Origin of the sequence: Lentzea sp. (genome assembly GCF_035525475.1) — a bacterium.
Lineage (GTDB): Bacteria > Actinomycetota > Actinomycetes > Mycobacteriales > Pseudonocardiaceae > Lentzea.
The window spans coordinates 25,463-44,867 of sequence record NZ_DATLEC010000156.1 but is presented as its reverse complement, the minus strand read 5'-3'; the positions used below and the strand labels follow the sequence as shown (position 1 = coordinate 44,867).

Here is a 19,405-nt window from a genome sequence, read left to right as displayed (position 1 = left end):
CCGAACACCTGGTAGCCGCGCAGCGACACCTTCAGCAGGCTGGTGTCCAGTGTGGTCGCGTCGACCTCGTGCTCGATGTCGGCAGGGACGAAACCGTTGGCGGCACTGCGATCCGGTACCGCGTCCGCACCGGCGAGGTCGGCGAGGAGCGTGTTGTAGGCGGCCGCGTCGAGCTCGTAGTCGCGCCACAGCGCGCGGTGGTCCAGGTCCGGAACGCGCAGCTGCGTGCCCACCGCGCGCAACGCCGTCACGTCACGGCTGGCCAGCAGGGCGTCGAGCCGGTCGAGCGACTCGATGGCGGCCTGCCGGTTCTTCCGCAGCGAGAAGAACATCCGCACCCGGCTCCAGGCACGGGACGCGGCGCGCACGTCGGCGTCGACCCTGCCCAGCACGTCCTCGAGCGGCTCGCGCAGGGGACCGACGAGCTGGTTCGCCCTGCGCAGCTTGGACATCAGCTGCAGCAGCTCGGTCTGGACGCGGTCAGCGCGGTCCGGGTTCAGCCGGACGGTCGTGTCGCGCGCGACGCCGTCGGCCACGGCGCGGGCGATCCGCACGATCTGCTCGGCGGACTGCCGGCCGACTCCGGGCACGCCGTCGAGCTGTTCCGGGCGCGCCCCGGCGATGTCGGCGACGGTCCGGTACCCGGCGTCCTTCAGCGTGCTCAGCCGCAGGTTCGCCTTCGTGTCCCGCAGCTTGTCCACCGGCATGGCACGGAGCTGTTCTGCCACCAGCGAGTCGTGGACCGCCTGGTACTTCGCGGCGGCGAGCGCGCGCAACCGGTCCGGTTCCGCGCGCACCTCTGCCGCCTCGGCACCGAACGCCTTCGCGGCGGTCAGCACCTCGCGGGCGTGCCCACCGACCTTCGACGAGTCCACCTGTGTCCTTTCGCCAGGCGGTCCCCTCGAACCGCGATCCGTGGCAAGGATGCCACGACCGGCCTGACGCGCCGGACCGGTCGACCTACTGCCCTTCACCTGTCAGCTGGCCGGCGAAAGGAGTTGGTTCTCTCCTGAGCCGATGATGGTTCAGGCCCAGGTGACCGGAAGCCCGTGGACGCCGTAGATGTGCATGTTCGTCCGCAGCTTCACCTCGTCGGCCGGGATGGCGAGCCGGAGGTCCGGGAAGCGGCGCAGCAGTCCTTCGAACCCCGCGCGCATCTCGATGCGGGCCAGCTGCTGGCCGAGGCACTGGTGGATGCCGTGCCCGAACGCGACCTGGCCGCGGACCTTGCGGTGCACGTCCAGGACGTCGGGGTTCTCGAACCGCCGCGGGTCGCGGTTGGCGGCCAGCAGCGAGACGACGACGGTCGCGCCGGCGGGGATCGTCTCGCCGCCGAGCTCGATGTCCTCCGTGGCGTAGCGGAAGAAGATGTCCGCGACGGACAGGTAGCGCATCAGCTCCTCGACGGCGTCGGGCAGCAGGTCCGGGTTCCCGCGCAGTTCCGCGAGCTGCTCAGGGTGTTCCAGGAGCGCGAACGTGCCCAGCGCCAGCATGTTCGCGGTGGTCTCGTGACCTGCCAGCAACAGCAGGAAGGCCATGCCGGACAGTTCCTCGATGGTGAGGTCCTCGTCGCGGGCCAGGTCCGAGAGGATGTCCTCGCCGGGGTCGGCGCGCTTGGCCGTCACCAGTTGGGCGAGGTAGCCGAACATGGCGCCGATCGCGGCCATCTTGTCCTCGAGCGTCACGTCCCTCACCATGAACTTCGACGAGTTCTCCTGGAAGGTCTCGCGGTCCGCGTAGGGGACGCCGAGCAGTTCGCAAATCACCAGCGACGGCACCGGGAGCGCGAACTCCCGCACCAGGTCGACCGGCGGGGTGAGCTTCGCCAGCTCGTCCAGCTGCTGCTCGGTGATCGCGATGATGCCCTCTTCGAGCTGCTTCATCCGCTTGACCGTGAACGCGCCGGTGAGCTTGCGGCGCAACCGGGTGTGATCCGGCGGGTCCATGCTGATGAACAGGCCCGGGGTCTGCGGGGACGGTTCGGCCGCCACGGGCATGCCGGGCGTCTCGTAGGGCACGTGGATCACGCCGAGGTCCTGGCGGTTGCTGAACCTGGTGTCCGCCATGACCTGCCGCACCACGTCGTACCCGGTGATCAGCCAGCCCTCGTGCCCGTCGGGGAAGAGCATGGGGCTGACCGGCCGGGCCTCGCGCAACCCGGTGATCCGGCTGGGCGGGTCGAACGGGCCCGCGTCGCGGTCCATCGGCAGGCCCTGTGGCACGGAGACCGTCTGGCTCATCGCATTTCCCCTCGTGGTGGTGTGGTGTCACCACGATCACCGAGAGCCCGGACGCGGCACTGTCACCGCGCTGACACGGCCGGGAAGCGGTGTCAGGACGCCAGCGTCGTCGCGACCAGCTCGTCCCAGGCCGTCGACGCACCCGCGTGAGCCGCCTCGTCGAAGGCGGCGTCACCGAGATGGCTTCGCACCGCCTGCTCGATCCGGGACACGTCGGGGTTGCACCGGTTCACCAGGCCGAGCACGGTCGCACTCGCCGCCAGCAGCAGCGCGGCCTGCTCGTGCTGCCCTCGACGCAACGCCAGGTCCGCGACACCGACGATCATCTGCGCGATCATCGGTGCGTGTCCCATCTCGGCCGCTGCCCGGCAGGCCGCCGCCCGGTGCTCGCGCGCCTCGCCGAGATCGTCGGCGAAGTAGCCGTGCAGGTCGTGCACCGCCGCGCGGATGTGCGGCCGCTCCGCTTCGTCACCCAGCAACTTCGCCGCGACGGCGAACTGGTCGAACGCGTCCTCGGCGTTCCCGTTCCACCGGGCGAGCTCGGCCTTCGCGAAGGCCAGGGCGGACAACGTGCCCGGCCAGGTGACCCCTTCCGCACGGCTTGCTGCCTCCGCCATGGCCGCCGCGCCGGCGTCCTTGTCCCCCATGAGCCAGTACAGCCGTGCTTGCCGTGCGCGCATCTGGATGACGTCGTCGACAGCACCGAGTTCGGTGACGACCGCGATCGCCTGGTCGAAGTGCTCGCACGCCTCGATGAACTCGCCGCGCAGGGCGAGGCGGTCCGCCAGTTCGGTCTGCGCGAAGGAGATCCCGAACCGTTCGCCGAGCACCCGGAACCCGACGAGCGCCTCCTCGAAGCAGGCCTCCAGGTCTCCGCCGTGGCCGAGCATGATCCGCATCTTGCCGATGTGGAGCCGGGACAGTGCCCGTACCCAGGGGTCCTCGTCGTGCAGCAACGACTCCCACGCGGGCAGGACGGCGTCCGGCTCCCGCAGGACCCGTTCCAGCGGGACGACCAGCCTCAGCGCCGGGTGGTGGTGCCGGCCGCTTTCGCCGAACTCGTAGGCCTTGTGGACCCACTCCGCGGCTTCCAGCACGTCGGACGGTCCGGAGGTGACGAACATCGAGGTGAGGGCGTACACCACCGCGCGGATCCGGTCGGGGACCTCGCCGGGGGTGCCGATGGCCGCGGTGATCAGCTCCATGCCCTCGGCCTTGCGGCCGATGAGCCACCAGTACCAGCCCGCGGCCGCGGCGAGCCGCATCGCCGCGTGCGCCTCACCCGCCGCGAGCGCGCCCCGCATCGCGGAGGTGATGTTGTCGTGCTCCGTCCTGAGGATGGCGAGCCACTCCAGTTGCTCGCTGCGGCGCAGATGCGGATCCGCCGTCTCGGCGAGCTCGGTGAAGCAGGTCAGGTGGGCCTGCCGCGCCGGCATCGACTCCCCCGCCTCGGCGAGCCGCTGGGCGGCGTACTCCTTGATCGTGCCGAGCATCCGGTAGCGCGGTGCGCCGTCGTCGGCGGAGACCAGCAACGACTTCTCGGTCAACGCGGTGAGCAGGTCGAGAACCTCGTGCTCCTCGACGGCATCGCCCGCGCAGACCCGCTCGGCCGCCTCCAGGCTCGCCCCTCCCGCGAACACCGACAGCCTGCGCAGCACCACCCGTTCGGCGTCGGTGAGCAGTTCCCAGCTCCAGTCGACCATCGCGCGCAACGTGCGGTGCCGGGGCAGCGCGGTGCGGCTGCCACCGGTGAGCAGCCGGAACCTGTCGTCCAAGCGGTCGGCGAGCTGCTCGATCGACATGGTGCGCAACCGGGCCGCGGCCAGTTCGATCGCGAGCGGCATCCCGTCCAGCACCCTGCAGACGCGTTCCATCGTCCGGGTGTCACCGGCGAGGTCCTTGCGCACCGCGAACGTTCTGTCCTTCAGCAGCTGAACGGCCTCCGGCAGGGCGAGCGGTTCGACGGACCACAACGCCTCCCCGGTGATGCCGAGCGGTTCCCGGCTCGTCGCGAGGATCCGCAACCGCGGACACTCCCCGAGCAGCCGGTGGGCGAGCGCGGCCGCGGACTCGACCACGTGCTCGCAGTTGTCCAGGACCAGCAGCATCTCCCGGTCGCGGACCGCGGTGACGAGCCGGTCCACCGGCTCCAGGTTCGACGCCTCACCGAGAAGCGCGTCCCGCAGGCCGAGCCCGGACAACGCGGCCTGGGCCACGTCCGCGTCCGTGCCGATCGCCGCTAACTCCACCAGCCAGACCCCGTCCGGCAGGTCGCCGAGCAGCGTACGCGCGCTTTCCGTCGCCAGCCTGGTCTTTCCGGAGCCACCCGGGCCGGTGAGGGTGGTGAGCCGGTGGTCGGAGACGAGGCCGCGGACGGCGGCCAGATCGGCGTCCTTGCCGACGTAGCTCGTCAGCTCGGCGCGCAGGTTGGTTTTGCGGTTCTCCTTCCGCTGCCCCATCTCGCCGCGCAGCAGGGCGACGTGCAACGCGGACAGCTCCGGTGAAGGGTCCACGCCCAGCTCGTCGGCAAGCGCCTCCCTCGTTCGCTGGTACGCCAGCAGCGCCTCGCTGTTGCGGCCGGCCGCGACGAGAGCGCGCATCAGTGCGGCGACAAGCTTCTCCCGCACCGGATGCGCGGCCACCAGGTCGGTCAGCTCGGTGACCAGGCCGGCACCGTGACCGAGACCGATCTCGGCGTCGAACCGCTCTTCGATCGTTGCCAGGCGCACCCCGTCGAGGCGGGTGGCCGCCGCGTCGAACGCTTCACTGTCCTGCAGGCCGATGTCCTGCAAAGCGGGACCGCGCCACAACGCGAGAGCCTCCCGCAACCGCTGTGCACGCAACGGTCCCTGGTCGTTGCGGGCCTGGCTCCCCAGCCGTTCGAACCGCACCGCGTCGACCGAGTCGGGATCCACCGCCAGGCGGTAGCCGTCCGTCAGCCCCTCGACCACCGCGCGCGGAAGCGCCTTGCGCAACCGGGAAACCAAGCGCTGCAGGGCGTTCACCGCGTCGGCAGGCGGGTGCTCGCCCCAGATCCAGTCGACGAGCGTCGCCTTCGGGACCACGTGGCCGGGGTTGAGCGCGAGTGCGACCAACAGCCCTCGCAACCGTGCGCCTGGCACGTCCGCGAGGGTGCCGTCGTCCGCGCGAACCTCGAAAGGTCCCAGAATCCCGATCTGCACCTGGCCGATCCTGCCACTGACGGCTGGCGGATCGCTGACGCCGGAACTCAGGCCGCCGCGGGGTGGATGACGATGTCGTCGAGCCGCGTCCGGGCGTAGACCGTGAGGGAGTCGCCGTCGGCCTGTGCGGGCAGAGAGCTGCGCACCACACCCTTGGTGCTCTTCGCGTCGACCTCGGCGGAGGTGCCGTCGCTGACCCCGATCTCGATGCCACCGGAGGCGTTCGTCGCCTCCACCTGGCCGCGCGTGACCCGTCCGATCCGGATGGGACAGCCGGCCGCCTTGGCGACGACGCTGCCGTCGGCCCGGCCGATGTCGAAGCTGCCGTTCGAGCCGCCCAGGTCGACGTCGGAGCGGGCGTGGCCGATCCAGACCTTCCCCGACGTGCCCCGGTACCGGACGACACCCTCGACCTCGCCGATCCGCACACCGGCCGAGCTGCCCTCGATCACGGCGGGTCCGGCGACGTGCCCGACCGCGAGCCCACCCGCGCCGAGGTTGCCCCGCAACGCGGCGACGCGGTCGAGTTCGACATTCCCCGACCCGATGTTGACCTCGCAGTCGCCGAGCACACCGTCGGCCCGCACCTCCGTCCACGCCGTGTTCAGGACCAGGCCGGATCCGGCCGGCAGTTCGACGGTGATGACGACGGAGCCGTTCTGGTCACCCGACTTGGTCGTCTTGACCGCCAGCACGCCGGCGGCGAAGTCGACCTCGGTCTTCTCGGCGACCTTCACGTCCTTGGAGCTCGCGCTGTCGACGGGCTCGACCCTGACCACCGTCTCGGGCTTCTCGCCGGCGATGATCCGCACACGGGCGCCCGCGGTGGTCAGCGTGGCGGTGATCGGGTTCGGCGTGGTGAACGTGGACATGTCGTGTCTCCCTGGTGGCTGGCCTTCGTGGTTGTTGTGACCACATTCGCTCGCAGGCCGGACACACGACTGTCACGGTCCTGACACCGGCGACGACACCGATGTCAGGACCCGTGTCAGCACACCGAGGACTCAGCTGATGACCTGCTCCGCGCGCCGCAGGTTGTGCACGAGCTCCACGGCTTCGAGGACGTCGCCCGAGACGACCAGCGCCTTCCGGTCAGGCGCGCCGGCCGGAACACGGCAGGGCACCCTGTCGCTCGGGACACGGAGCAGGTGACGTTCGTGGAACGTTCCCGTCTCGCCTGGCCAGGTAGTTCTTGACGTCGATCACGACCTTCCCCCCGAGTTCCTCGACCGGCAACCGGTGTTGTAGCCGGATGCTCAGTCGTCACCAGGCGAGAACGCCGCTCTCGTCCTGCAACGTCCCCGTGGGACCGTCCACGCCGAGGGTCGCCAGCCGCACCACGACCTTCGCGCTGTCCTGCGCCGACCGCCCGATCCCGAAGGCCGCGGTCATGTCGGTGGCGGTCGTGCCGGGCTCGACCGCGTTGAACTTGATGCCCGGGTTCGCCTTGGCGTACTGGACGGTCAGCATGGTCGCCGCCGCCTTGGACGCGGCGTAGAGCGCGAGCGGCATCCGGTACTCGGCGCGGTCGGGGTTGGTGACGGCCCAGAACGAGCCCATGCTGCTCGACACCGTGACGACGGTGGGATTCGCGGACTTCCGCAGCAGGGGAAGCGCCGCCTCCGTCACGCGCACGAACCCGACCGCGTTGACGTCGAAGGCCCGCAGGGCCGCGGGACCGTCGAGGGCCTCGTTGGCGAGGATGCCCGCGTTGTTCACCAGGACGCCGAGGCTGCCCTCGTCCGAACCGATCCTCGCGAGCGCGCTGCTCACCGAGGCGTCGTCGGTCACGTCGAGCTGGACGAACCGGGCACCGATGTCGGCCGCGGCCTTCTCGCCCCGCTCGGTGTCGCGCGCTCCGATGTAGACGGTGTGGCCCAGCTCCACGAGCTGCTTGGCCGTTTCGAAGCCGATGCCCTTGTTGGCGCCGGTGATGAGTGTGGTGGTCATGTGTTCGCCCTCGGCTGTGTCGTGGTGAGTGGGGTCAGCGGGTGAGCTGCCGGCGAAGCTCGCCGGCGTCGTGCAGGGCGGTCATGTGCACGAACCGTCCATCCCGGACCTGGTAGATGGCGTACTCGGTGATCTCGAACGACGCGCCGGTGGGCGTGACGCCCAGCCACTCCTTCACCGGGGTGCCGGTGTTGACCAGGCGCGCGGCGAGGCGGTCCCCGTCGAAGAGCAGCTCCTCCAGCTCCCAGTGGAGGTCCGGAACCGCGTCCACGTCGGCCTTCTGCACCGCGAGGAGGTCGTCGCGGGTGGCCGGCTCCCCGTTCAACGTGGTCCGCTCGTCGATGAACCGGTCCATCCGGTCGAACCTGTGCGCGTTGAGATCGTTGATGTAGCGCAGGTAGAACTCGCGCAACTCGCTGTCGGACACCTCGTGCCCCTTCCTCGCGCCACTCGACGCGGTTATGGATCGATCGGTCCAGAACTCGACCGTACCACGTTCTGAATTGATCGCTCCAAAACGCGTAGGCTGGTCCACGTGGAGACGACACGACAACGCGCGACCGGACGCCCACGAGGCTTCAACGCCGACGAAGCGCTCGACCGCGCCCTGCTGGTCTTCTGGGAGCAGGGGTACGAAGGCGCCAGCCTGACGAACCTGACCGGCGCGATGGGCATCTCGACGGCCAGCATGTACGCGACCTTCGGCAACAAGGAGCAGCTGTTCCGCAAAGCCTTGGAGCGCTACGACGAAGGCCCCAGCGCCTACGTCGTTCCAGCCCTGGCCGAACCGACCGCGCTCGGCGTCGCCACCGCACTGCTGACCGGCACCGTGCGCACCACCACGTGCCCGGAGCGGCCGCACGGATGCCTTGGTGTGCAGGGTGCTCTGGCCACCGGCGAGGCCGGACGCCAGATCCGCGCCCTGCTCGTCGACTGGCGCAACAAGGGGCACGCGCGCATCCGCGACCGGTTCCAGCGCGCCGTCGACGAGGGCGACCTTCCACCGGACACGAACCCCGGGCTGCTCGCGCGCTACGTCCACACCTTGCAGGCGGGCATCGCCGTGGAGGCGGCAAGCGGCGTCAGCCGCGAAGAACTCCAGGAACTGGCCGACGCCGCGCTGCGCCACTGGCCGGCCTGGTGAGGGTCGTTCTCAGTGACGTTCGCCGCTGACCGGACCCAGGAACGGGTTCGTCCCCTGCGCCCAGCCGAGGAAGCGCCTGCCATCACCGCGGCGCATCGTTCCCGCCGGTGTGAAACGACCACCGTCGAGCACCCGCAGCAGCCCTTCCGCGGCGGGTGCGAGCCGAGTGCCGAAGAACTCGACCCTCAACCGCTCCGCGTGTGACAGCTGCACAGCGGGGTCGCAGAAGCTGAGCAGGAACAAGGCCTGGCGCCACGCGTACGCGGTGTTCTTCACCGTGATCAGCGCCGCGTGCAGGTGGTCGGCCCGCTGGGCGTGCCTGCGCGCGATCCAGCTGAACGTGCGCCACGCCAGTTCCGGCGCGCGTTCACGCAGCTCATCGGTCAGATCCAGGGCATCGACCAGCACGGCGAGGTTGTGCGTGGTCAGGATCTGGCTCTGTTCCAGCAGCATGCCGTTGGCCGCGACGGAGCCGCCGGTCGTGCCCGCGCGCCGGCGGCACAGCGCCGTGAAGTCCGCGGCGGTTCGCTTGCCCCAGCGCAGAACTGTGCGCTGGGGCTCGGACCAGTCCGCGGGCAGGTCGTAGTAGTTCGCGTAGAGCGTGCCTGCCAGCAGACGGCCCGCCACCACGGCGGCGTCGCGCCACTTGGTGGTGAACGTGCCCATGAAGATGTCCGCGGCCACCTCCTCCACGAGCGGCAGCTCCAGCCCCGCTTGCTTCGCCAGCGCCCTGATCTCGGTCACCAGCGGGTTCGGCAGGAGTGCGTGCGGGAACGCGGTGAGCGCCAGCATCGTGATCTGCCGCAGGGCCTGATGCGCGGCTGTGGCGTTGTCCGGCTTGGGTGACCTGCAGGGCGCGAGCGCCTGGACCCACGGCAGCTCGGTGAACCGGACCTGGTGCTCGAGGTTGAGCAGCAGCAGGCCGCGGCGGCGCCGGAAGGCCGTGTAGGTCTGCTCGTGCAGCCCCGCCACGACCGGGTCGTCGATCGACGCGCTGAGCAGCTGCGAGGTGAGCTGCGGCAGCACGACCGCCAGCGTTTCGCCTGAAGTGATCACGCCGAGGCGCACCAACTCGTCCGCGGGCGCTTCGAGCGCTCGCGTCGCCTTGTGCACCAGACAGTCCGGCATCGTTGCGCCGCAAGGAATCTCAGCGCTCGCCTCGGCTTCGGACACCGCGGCCGTCGCGATGTCGAGCGACGGCAGACCGCCGTCGGCCGGGAACCGGTCGAGCCTGCCCGCGAGCACCCCGGCCAGCGCGGCGTTCGTCGGCGCCATGACGGCCGCCACGTGCGTTGCGTGCCACGCGCCGCGTTGTTCCGTCTCCGGAGCACCCCGGCGGCTCACCGTGTTCGCGATGGCACGGCGGATCCAGCCGACCTCCCGCGCGGTGAGCGCGTCGCTGCCGTGACCGCAGGACTTCAGCGCACGGTGCAGCCTCGCGAAGTTGTTCTTCGGGTTGGTCTGCCTTGCCGAGGGCGCGACGGTGCGGCACAGGTCGGCGAAGTCCACGAGCCACCGCGCCCTGGCCGATGCCCAGTCCGCGGGCCACGTCCGGCACGGCCAGCCGCCGTGCACGGCCCCGTTCTCGTCGAGCCGCGGCAGCTCACCGTCGACGGTGCGGCACCACAACGCCACCAGCCGGTCGTACAGCGGATCCCACGCCGTCAGCGTCGCGCGCATCTTCACGATCTGAGCAGGCACCCGCACAGCACGCAGGGACGCCACGGCATCCTGCACCGAGGCCACGCGAACAGCGGAGCCCGACGGCCGGGCAACCGGTTCGAAGCGCGGCGTCAACCGCAGCCGGTGCATCAACGGCCGCAGTTCGGCGACCAGGTCGAGAGCTTGCTCCGGAAAACCCCTGTCCAGGAGCAACGCCACGACGGGCAGCGCCGCGTCCTCCGGCACCTCGACCCGGAAACGCCCGCCGCGAACCGCGTCCAGGAGCTCGGCCTGACCGGCGTCGCCGAGGTACCACAGGTTGAGCCGTTCCCGCTCGTTGCCGCCGGGAACCCCGTCCGGGAGGGAAGCGGCGCGGGCGGTCTCCTCCTCGGACAGCGGCACCTCGGCCAGGTACCGGCCGGTCGCGAAGCCACCGTGCGCGACCTCGAGCGTCACCCATGCCGGGGTGTCGGCGACCGGGGTGCGGGAACCGACCGCGAGCGTGCCGTCGGCCATCCCGCCGACGACGTCCTCCCAGCGCCGCCACTTCCGCAGCGCCCGCTCCCGGTCGGCCTCGGTGCCAGCGGAGATCGCCGCGGCCAACGCCCGCGCCAGCTGGCCGGTCGCGTACTCCGGCGAAGCGGTGCGGATCTCGTCGGACACGGTGAACTCCCCGGTTGATCGGACATGGAGGCGGGAATCGAACCCGCGCCCTCCCCGTCCCGAGCGGGGTGATCTACCACTGATCTACTCCATGAGGTGCGCGAATCGTAACGACCACGCACACGGTCCGCTCGCGATTTACCCGACGTCGGCACGTGCGCCCGTTCGATGAGCTCGAGATCCGCCGGCTCGGTTTCGCGGTCCGGGCGGTCGAGGCTGTGGCTGTACGGCAGGCCGTCGGCGGAGCACCACCGTTCCGGGTGGACGGTGTCCCGGTCCATCCCCTCGGCTGCCATTTCCGCCACCACGGGGTCGTCACTTCGCTTGCACCCGGTGGCAGCGGCCTGGTCCGCCGAACTTCAGGTCTTTCCAGCAGGTGCCGTCCTCCTCGGTGAACTGGACGAAGAGCGCGCCCTTCTGCCGCATCGCGATGGCCCGGAGCTGGTCGTCGGAGAGGACGGCCAGGGTTTGCCCTGCCTGCAGTTGGACGAGACAGTTCCCCCGGTTCTGCACGGCCGCTTCACGAAGGGACTTGGCGTACACCGCTTTGGCTTTCGGGCTCAGTTTCTGGAACTTGTCTTCAGTGTCAACGGGTGCACCCTCCGCGGTGAGTGGGCCGATCTTCTTCGTGACGATGTGACAATCGACGCCTTCGGACGCTTTGGCGTCGAGAGCGCGCTTCATGTCGTCGAGGCCACCAGGGTCGTTTCCGACGGTGCAGCCCAGGAACACGATCTCTCGCACGTTCGCGCTCTTCCGCACCTTCGCGGCCAGGTCGCTCAGCGGTACCGAGAAGATCGAGGTGCCGATGGCGAACTGGATCTGACCGTCGGTGCGTGCGTGCGACACGATGGTCAGCCGGCCGATGTTCTTCTTCGCCGCAAGCAAGTCCCTCAACGCGTCAGGGCTCGCGACCTTCACCACCGCAGCCCCACCGGCGTGTGCTGATGCCAACCCGTCCGACACGTCGTCGCTCGTCAGTTGGACCACGAGATCGGGCGCCGGTGGAGCGGGCGTCGGGGGTGCGCCCGCGTCGGCGATGGCAACGGCGATGATGGCGCCAGCCGCCGTGTCCTGGCCGGCAGCGACCTCAGGTTGCGACGCCGCCGACGAGAACGCGTCGTCAGGGCCGGGAACTTTCGACGTGTGGCAGGGGCCGGCCTCCAGCCGACCGCCGCCACCGTGCAGCGCGCTCTCGCGTTCGAGCATCGCTCGTGACTCTCCCCCGACGATGCCGTCCACGACAAGGCGGTGCGCGCCTTGGAAGAATCGCACGGCGGTTTCGGTCCGTGTGCCGAAAGCGCCGTCCACCGTGAGCGATGGGGTGGCGCGGACCGAGTTGAGGAGAGTCTGGACGTCCGCGACGCCTTCGCCACGCGAGCCGCGGCGCAGCAAGCCCGATGACCTCTCACGCGCCGCCGTGGCGTCCTCCACCTCGGTGGTAGCTGCCCGCTGCACCGGGGTGTCCGCCTGCTCACCGTCGGCGCACGGACATCCTTGGTGGACCTCACCGTTGCATCGCTGCACACTGGCGACCGACCCGTTGCCGGCTCCGATCAACCGGCTGACCGCCCGGTTGCCGGCCTCGGACTGGAGCAGGAGCAGTGAGGGCGCCGGTGTCCGGGCGACGGTCCGGTCCCGTCGGAGTCGGTCAGGCTGAGGAGTCACCGCAGCCGGCCTGACGGCCTCGGCTCGCATCGAAACACCTCCTCTCGGCCCCGCCCATCCTCCCAGCCGACGACGCCCACCAACACGATGTCTCGGGCAGAGGCACCAATGTTTGCCCATACGGGCACGCATAGACCGGTAGCGCCGATCTGCGAAACGCGGCAAGATCAAGAACAAAGGCGCGGGAGGCGACATGAATTCGGCGCGAGATACCAAACGTCGCATTGCGTTCTTTCGGTCTCCTGTGTGGAGACGATCCCTCACGACAGTGGTTACCGCGAACGTGTGACCGAGAACGTACTTCGTCGGCGTACGCCATCCCCTGAGCAACGCGCGGCGGCGGAACAGGCGCACCACGACGTTCGGCGCGCGATATCCCGAGCCACCAGCTGCCAGCCGACAGCAGCCACGCCTTGTCCGCGCTCGACCACCGAGCATCCTCCGACCGACGCGGAGGCGGAGTGCCGCGGTGCACGGCAACACTGCCAAGCGCACACCAGTACCGGCGAGGCAGCTACCGAGCAGGCACCAGCCGATGATCGGCTCCGCTACGGTGCTCGGAGACGATCGGAGACGGTGTGTCGCGCGACTTGATGCGATCCGCGGGTTTGCTCGGGTTCTTTCTCTGCGTGGCTGGGCTGATCATTTTTCTGACCCGGCCAGCCGCGCCCCCGGCGACCACGTCGTCCGAGCGCGGCATGGTGATCCTGTTCGAGTGCCCTGACGGGATGACAGGTGAAGCGTGCATGCAGCGTTACTCCCCGCGGTTCGACTCTGAGCCGAGTGTCGAACCTGTCGTGGTGATCGTCAGCGCGGTCGGCTTGGGCCTCGCCGTTTCTGCGCTGTGGGCCTGGCGGCGGCGGCAGAATCCGTCCGCGACTTAGCCACCGACAGGCGGACGCCAGCGAACGCACCGTTCCTGGAAGCGCTCACTCGGCATCACACCGAGAACGAGGTTCTCCAGCGCCGCGTCACCGATTCCGAAGCTGCCCACCCCGGCCTCCACCAGGAAGATCTCCCCCCACCTCGGAGATCCCCAGGCAGAAACGCCCCCGATCGAGCCACCGAGCGGAAACAACGAACACCCCAGGTCCGCGCCCCATTCGGCGAAGCGGTCCTCCTCACCGACGCAGAGCTCGGGGTCGAGTTCGAACGGCTCACGCGCGGCCGTGAGGCCCGGACCGTCGATCTCCACGTTCAGCCCGCCGAACTCGGCAAGGAACTCCGCTGCGGCCCGGTGCATGCGAAGCTCGTCGCCGGCCTCCAGCAGCTGCCGCCAGCCGGTGACGTCCACGGCCCGGCCGGGGTGCCAGCCGGCGGCGCGCAGATCCCGTTCCACGGGTGAGGAGAACCGCCCCCCAGGCACGTCACCGTCCACATCGTCCCGAAAGTCAGCTCGACCATCGTGGCATGCAGCCGGGAACTTGACGTACCTCCGTCATCCCAGGCGGGTGCTGATCGCCAGCCGGTTGAAGGCGTTGACCACGATCGCGGTCCACAGCAGGTCGGTGACGCCCTCCTCGCCGAACTCGCGGCGTGCGTCGTCCAGCACGGGCTGTGGCACCTGGCCGTCGTGCACCAGCGTCACGGCCTCGGCGAGTGCGAACGCCGCGCGCTCGCGGCCGGTGAAGTCCGGGTGGGTGCGCCACGACGCCAGGTTCTCCAGCCGTTCCTCGGTTTCGCCCGACTGTGCCGAGTGCAGCCGGATGCAGAACTTGCACCCGTTGAGCTGCGAGCACCGCAGCTTCACCAGCTCCCTCAGGCCGGCTGGGAGAACCGCGTTGTCGTCCACGGTCTTCGCCAGCGCGCTCAACGCGGTGTAGCTCGGTCCGGTCATGCGGTTGCTCCACATCGGTCGGCGGCGACGCGTGCCAGGGTGCGGTGGCAGACCTTGCCGGTGCGACCCACCGGGAGGTCTGGCACGGTGAGCAGGAACTCGGGCAGTTTGGGCTTGGCCAGACCCTGCGCGGACAGGAACGCGGTGAGGCCGGGGAGGTCGAGGTTCTGTCCATTGCGGGTGGTCACGACGGCACAGAGCCGTTCGCCCATCTCGGTGTCCGGCACGGGCACGCAGGCGACCTCGCTGACCGACGGGTGCCCGCCGATCGCCAGCTCCACCTCGGCGGGGCTGATCGTGTAGCCGCCGCGGATCACCACGCGTTTTGCCCTGCCGGTGACGTGCAGGCGGCCCGTGCCGTCGAAGTGGCCGCGGTCGCCGGTGCGCACCCAGCCGCCGTCCAGCCGGTGGCGGGCGTCCAGTTCGGGCGCGCCGACGTAGCACAGGGGTGTCATCGGGCCGCGCGCGCAGATTTCGCCGTTGACGATTCGGATGTCGCACACCGCGGGGTCCGGGACGCCCACGCCGTTCTCCGGGTTGGTCGTGTGGCAGTTCACGCCGTCCGACGAGCCGTAGACGGTGATCACGTCGACGCCGAAACGTGCGCGGCACGCGGCCAGGGTTGCCGGTAGCAGCGCGTCGCCGCTCGACACCAGCGCTACCAGGCTGGAGACGTCGCAACTGGTTGGATGGTCCGCCAGCCGACGCCACATCGTCGGTACGGCGAACACGTGCGTCGGGCGGTGCGACGCGATCAGCCGCAGCGCGGTGTCCGGCGAGAACCGCCGGGTGAGGATCAGGGTGCCACCCAGGCAGCACAACGTGATCGGCACTCCGAACGAGCCGAACGACGAGGTGAGCGAGACGAGCACCAGGTCGCGGGGCGCGGGATGGCCGCCGTGCACGGCTCGCACGTAGTTGGCCCGCCCGCCGGCGAACGCGTTGTGCGAGTAGGCGACCATCTTCGGTTCGGTCTCCGAGCCGGACGACAGCAGGATCTTCGCCGGTGCCTCCGGGTGCGGTCGTGTGTGTTTCGCGGTGCTCTCCTTTCCGGTCACCGTCCCGTTGGCGATCAGCGCGCTCGCACCGGCGCGGGAGAGCAAGGCCCTGGCGTCCGCGGGAAGCGGTAGCACCACCGCGCCGACGGCGAGCACCGCCAGTTCGGCGATGACGGCGGCGCGCCCGTCGGGTTCCTGGACACCGATGATGTCGTTGGTGCCGTAGGGAAGCCGGGCGGCGAGGGCATGGACGAGCTGGTCCAGCTCGGAGTAGGAGAGCTCGCCTTCGTCGTCGATCAGCGCCGTGCGGTCCGGATGCTCGCGGACGCGGTCGCGGAACAGCGAGTGCAGGTCGCGGTCCGGGCAGTGCCCCTGGGCGACCCAGTCGCGGCGCAGCGAAGCGGGGACCAGGTCGCGCACGACCGTCCCGGTGGCGGACACCCACGTCATGACGTGAACTCCCAGGGCGAGCGGACCAGGGCACAGCCGTCCCGGACTAGGGCACGGGCGAAGCGAGGGTCCGCGGCGAGTGCGGCCAGGTCGTCACACACCGGCACGGTCAGCGGTTCGGTGCATCGGCGCCGCGACCGGGCGTTCATCCTGCTGGCCGCGGACAGCAGCGACGAGTCGACCCCCGTGGCGCCGCGGGTCAGCGCGGCCACGATCCCGTGCGCGCTCACCACTCCCCCGAACACGTCGACGATCGTCATCAGCGAGGGCGGGACCCCGGTGTGGGCCTGCACGACGAAGTCCGTTCCCAGCGGCGGGTTCAGGCCGAGTTCGGCGCCCCAGCCAGACGCGTGCGCGTACACGATCCCCGGTCGTGCCCTGGCGAGATCGGCGGGCCGCAACGACCACCGCTCCGCCTTGCCCGGCGCCCAGTTGTGCAGGAACACGTCCGCGGTCGTCGCGAGCTCGAGTGCCTCCTCCCGTCCGCCGGGAGTGCCCAGGTCGATCTCGACCACGTCCTTGCCGTGGTTGAGCGCGTGGAACCGGGCCGACGTGTCACCGGCCATCGGCGGCACCCAGCGCGACGGGTCACCGCCGGGCGGCTCGATCCTCACCACGGTCGCACCGAGCAGGCGCAACAGGTGCCCGGCCAGCGGCCCCTGCACCCGGCGGCACGACTCGAGCACCACCAGCCCGGACAACGGGAGCAGCTCCACCGGTCGTCCACGCCGGTGACCGTCGCTCTCACCGCTCAGCACGAAGGCGGGCAGGTGCTCCACCGGCCGGTCAGACACCCGCACCAGCGTCATACCGGTGCGATGGGCGATGTCGGCGATGCGCGCCATCGGGTGCGCGGCGAGCACCTCGGCCAACCGGGGCAGCGGACAGGTCGCCGTCGCGAACCGGTGCAGGAACGGCCGCCACCCCCGGGACACCGCGTGGCCGTCCGCGCCGAACGCGGCCCAGAACCGTTGCCACACCGCTGGATCCAGCGCCTCGACCTCGAACGCGATCCCCTCGGCGGAGTGGAACGGTGGCCCGCCGGGGGAAAGCGGTTCAGCCGGGTCGTCCGCCGTCGCCGCCGCGAGGTACTGCGCGACGGCGAGCAGGGCGGCCTGCGCCAGCGAGGTCGACACCGCGTGCAACGGGATCCCGCGTGTCTGGGCGAACCTCAGCGCCTCCACGCCCAGCTCCGCCAGTTCGGCCGCGACGATCGAGGCGTAGTCGAGACCGAGAGGTGTCGGCCTGCCGAACCGGCGGCCGTGCACGTGCATGATCCCGCACGCGGCCTGCACGTCCCGCTCCCCTGCCAGCGGCAGGTCGACCGGCCCGGCCACGGACACCGCGTCGAGCGAGAGCGTCACGCGGGCCGCCTCCCGTGCACCGAGTAGACGACGCAGGACGAGGCGCGGAACCGCGGGTCCGCCATCACCGCGCGCACCGCGGTGAGCTGCTGGTCGGTCATGCCGGCCGCGATCAGCCTGTCCCGCAGGTGATGCGTGTGGTGCACCAGCAACCGCACACCTGGCGATCCCGCGCGCCACGGGACCAGCGCGGGCACCGGGTCGACGTCGACGAGCCCCGCCGCCACCATCGACGCCGCGGCCCGCCTGCCCCACGTGCCGTCCCCGCCCGCGGCGCGGAACGTCCGTTCCTTGGCGGCGAGGAACGTCTCGTAGAGCTCGGCCGCCCGTTCGTCCGGCGCGAGCAGCACCGGGCCGTAGGAGATGTCGAACTCGTCGATCTGCAACCAGCCGCCGGGCTTCAACGCACGCACCAGCTTGCGCAGCACGGCCTCGCGTTGCGGGATGTGCTGCAACACGAGCCGCGCGTGGATGAGGTCGAACTCGTTGTCCGGCAACGGGTCGTGCACAACGTCGTGCTGCAGGACCGTGAGCCCGTGCGCCGGTGCGATGTGCTCCGGCTTGATGTCGGTGGCGAGCACCGAGCCGGTGCGGGCGGCGAGCCAGTGCGCGACGCTGCTGCCGCCGGCGCCGACCTCCAGGCAGCGCCAGCCAGGGCCGACACCGGTTTCCGCCAGCCGTGCCAGCGTGACCGGGTCGTAGGCCTCGCTGAGGCACCGGTGCTGTTCGGTCGCGTGCACGCTGTGGTTGTCGAAGACGTAGGTCGTGGTCACGTCCACCTCCCTGAGCCGTTCGTGTCGGCGGCGCCCACCAGCCGCGCCAGCAGTTCGAGTCGTCGCACCTTGCCGGTTCCCGTCCGCGGCACCTCGTCCCACCGCAGCACCACGGGCTCGGCCAGCGGCGGCAGGCCGGCGACCGCGCGCCGCCATTCGGCGAGGTCCAGCTCGGTGTCGGTCACCACCACGGGAATCGGGTCCTTCCCGGACGCGGCGAGCAGGACGCACTCCTGCACGCCGGGCAGCCGGTCCTCGACGGCGTCCTCCACGGCGAGGCAGCTGAGTCCTTTCACCGTGTCCACCTCGCGGTCCAGCAGCGTCACCACACCGGTGCGGCTCACGACGCCGAGGTCGCCGGTGTTCCACCACGGCCCGTCCGCCTTGGCGTCCCAGCGGTCCTGCTCGCCGACGTAGCCCGCGCACCGGGCGCGGGTGCGGGCGAACACGAGTCCTGGAGTGCCGCGCGGCACCGGCTCCAGCGTCTGCGGGTCGACGACGCGCAGCCTTGCCATTCCCGGCATCGGCCTGCCGAGGTCGCGGGTCGTGTGCGCCGTGCGCCGGGTGAGGAAACGGAACGACAGCGGACCGGTCTCGGTCTGCCCCCAGCCCTGCATCCACAGTGGACGCTTGTGGCGCGACGCCCCCAGCATCGTCCTGATCACCGGCGGGTGCATCGCGTCGTAGGTGCTGACGAACCGGCGGACCGCGTGGAACGGGTTGTCCGGCCCGGCGGCGAGCGGCCGCCAGCGCACGTAGGCCGACGGCAGCGCCTCCAGCACGGTCGGCGGATGCTCGCCGAACACCCGTGCCGCCGAGGACGCGTCGCTGAGCAGCACGATCTCGCGCGGCGCGAGGCACAACGCCGACGCGGTCCAGCAGAACGTGCGGCCGTGCGCGTACGAGCTGGCGTTGCCCATCACGTCGTCGCGACGGGTGCCGATGACCGGCCAGCGCACCGACTCCGGTCGAGCGAGCCGGTCGATGATCGTCCGGGTGGTGTGCACGACGAGCTTGGGCACACCGGTGGTGCCGGACGTGTGGTTGATGATCAACGGATCGTCGTCGTGCCGGCGGTGGGGCGGGGGTGGCCGGGACGCGGTGAACTCGTCGATCCGCAGCACGCGCGGGGCGCTCACCTCCCTGTCGGTGACGACCAGCGCCGGGTCGAGGCGCTTCACCAGGGTCTCCAGCGTGTCGTCCGGCAGGTGGCCGGACAGCAACGCGGGCACCGCGCCGAGCCGCACCGCCGCGCACGCCAGCAGGTCGTAGTCCCAGTGGTTGCGCTTGACGACGGCGACCCGGTCACCGGGCCGCACACCCGCTTCGAACAACCATCCCGCGGCGTCGAGCACCAGATCGGCGAGCTGCGCGACGGTGTACGTGTCGCCCCTGCCGGGTGCGATGTCGAACGGCCGGTCCAGGCGCACGATCGTCGCCGCGCCGGCGCACTCGTCGAACAACGTGCCCATGT

Annotated in this window: 16 protein-coding genes and 1 tRNA gene; 2 read left to right on the top strand and 15 right to left on the bottom strand. The window is 70.6% G+C overall.

The window, feature by feature from the left end; all coding sequences use genetic code 11:
• The 6 genes from VM306_RS26270 to VM306_RS26245 all read right to left on the bottom strand — a co-directional run.
• On the bottom strand, window positions 1-875 hold an 875-nt coding region (locus VM306_RS26270), incomplete at its 3' end, for a helix-hairpin-helix domain-containing protein (RefSeq protein WP_325519729.1).
• Window positions 876-1,025: 150 nt separating this feature from the next.
• Complete coding sequence (locus VM306_RS26265) at window positions 1,026-2,240, bottom strand: cytochrome P450 (RefSeq protein WP_325519727.1); 1,215 nt, start codon at window positions 2,238-2,240, stop codon at window positions 1,026-1,028.
• 92 nt (window positions 2,241-2,332) lie between these two features.
• Complete coding sequence (locus VM306_RS26260) at window positions 2,333-5,422, bottom strand: BTAD domain-containing putative transcriptional regulator (protein WP_325519725.1); 3,090 nt, start codon at window positions 5,420-5,422, stop codon at window positions 2,333-2,335.
• 47 nt (window positions 5,423-5,469) lie between these two features.
• Window positions 5,470-6,294, bottom strand: a complete 825-nt coding sequence (locus VM306_RS26255) for a DUF4097 family beta strand repeat-containing protein (protein WP_325519723.1) — start codon at window positions 6,292-6,294, stop codon at window positions 5,470-5,472.
• Between the two features lie 391 nt (window positions 6,295-6,685).
• A complete protein-coding gene (locus VM306_RS26250; RefSeq protein ID WP_325519721.1) occupies window positions 6,686-7,372 on the bottom strand; it encodes an SDR family NAD(P)-dependent oxidoreductase in 687 nt (228 codons plus the stop codon).
• Window positions 7,373-7,406: 34 nt separating this feature from the next.
• Window positions 7,407-7,799 (bottom strand): ester cyclase, encoded by a 393-nt coding sequence (locus VM306_RS26245; RefSeq protein WP_325519719.1) that lies wholly within the window; start codon window positions 7,797-7,799, stop codon window positions 7,407-7,409.
• A 108-nt stretch (window positions 7,800-7,907) separates the two neighbouring features.
• Between VM306_RS26245 and VM306_RS26240 the strand changes: the two genes are divergently transcribed.
• Window positions 7,908-8,516 carry a TetR/AcrR family transcriptional regulator gene (locus VM306_RS26240; RefSeq protein WP_325519717.1) on the top strand — a complete coding sequence of 203 codons (609 nt, stop codon included), beginning with the start codon at window positions 7,908-7,910 and terminating at the stop codon, window positions 8,514-8,516.
• 9 nt (window positions 8,517-8,525) lie between these two features.
• On the opposite strand, the gene VM306_RS26235 is transcribed toward VM306_RS26240, so the two are convergent.
• The 3 genes from VM306_RS26235 to VM306_RS26225 form a co-directional block, all read right to left on the bottom strand.
• Complete coding sequence (locus tag VM306_RS26235; protein WP_325519715.1) at window positions 8,526-10,841, bottom strand: hypothetical protein; 2,316 nt, start codon at window positions 10,839-10,841, stop codon at window positions 8,526-8,528.
• Between the two features lie 22 nt (window positions 10,842-10,863).
• Window positions 10,864-10,935, bottom strand: a tRNA-Pro gene (locus VM306_RS26230).
• A 221-nt stretch (window positions 10,936-11,156) separates the two neighbouring features.
• Window positions 11,157-12,299, bottom strand: a complete 1,143-nt coding sequence (locus VM306_RS26225) for a peptidoglycan-binding domain-containing protein (RefSeq protein ID WP_325519713.1) — start codon at window positions 12,297-12,299, stop codon at window positions 11,157-11,159.
• 788 nt (window positions 12,300-13,087) lie between these two features.
• Between VM306_RS26225 and VM306_RS26220 the strand changes: the two genes are divergently transcribed.
• Window positions 13,088-13,393, top strand: a complete 306-nt coding sequence (locus tag VM306_RS26220; RefSeq protein WP_325519711.1) for a hypothetical protein — start codon at window positions 13,088-13,090, stop codon at window positions 13,391-13,393.
• On the opposite strand, the gene VM306_RS26215 is transcribed toward VM306_RS26220, so the two are convergent.
• The 6 genes from VM306_RS26215 to VM306_RS26190 form a co-directional block, all read right to left on the bottom strand.
• The gene (locus VM306_RS26215; protein ID WP_325519709.1) at window positions 13,390-13,875 is read right to left on the bottom strand and encodes an SUKH-3 domain-containing protein; all 486 of its coding nucleotides are present in this window, start codon (window positions 13,873-13,875) and stop codon (window positions 13,390-13,392) included. The genes VM306_RS26220 and VM306_RS26215 overlap by 4 nt on opposite strands.
• 72 nt (window positions 13,876-13,947) lie before the next feature.
• The gene (locus tag VM306_RS26210; protein WP_325519707.1) at window positions 13,948-14,346 is read right to left on the bottom strand and encodes a carboxymuconolactone decarboxylase family protein; all 399 of its coding nucleotides are present in this window, start codon (window positions 14,344-14,346) and stop codon (window positions 13,948-13,950) included.
• Window positions 14,343-15,794 carry a class I adenylate-forming enzyme family protein gene (locus VM306_RS26205; protein ID WP_325519705.1) on the bottom strand — a complete coding sequence of 484 codons (1,452 nt, stop codon included), beginning with the start codon at window positions 15,792-15,794 and terminating at the stop codon, window positions 14,343-14,345. The genes VM306_RS26210 and VM306_RS26205 overlap by 4 nt, the downstream gene beginning before the upstream one ends.
• A complete protein-coding gene (locus VM306_RS26200) occupies window positions 15,791-17,158 on the bottom strand; it encodes a CoA transferase (protein ID WP_325519702.1) in 1,368 nt (455 codons plus the stop codon). The genes VM306_RS26205 and VM306_RS26200 overlap by 4 nt, the downstream gene beginning before the upstream one ends.
• Window positions 17,155-17,937: a class I SAM-dependent methyltransferase gene (locus tag VM306_RS26195; protein WP_325519700.1), complete on the bottom strand. Its 783-nt coding sequence runs from the start codon at window positions 17,935-17,937 to the stop codon at window positions 17,155-17,157. Before VM306_RS26195 ends, VM306_RS26200 begins: the two co-directional genes overlap by 4 nt.
• Complete coding sequence (locus tag VM306_RS26190; protein ID WP_325519733.1) at window positions 17,928-19,403, bottom strand: class I adenylate-forming enzyme family protein; 1,476 nt, start codon at window positions 19,401-19,403, stop codon at window positions 17,928-17,930. Before VM306_RS26190 ends, VM306_RS26195 begins: the two co-directional genes overlap by 10 nt.
• Between the last annotated feature and the right edge of the window lie 2 nt (window positions 19,404-19,405).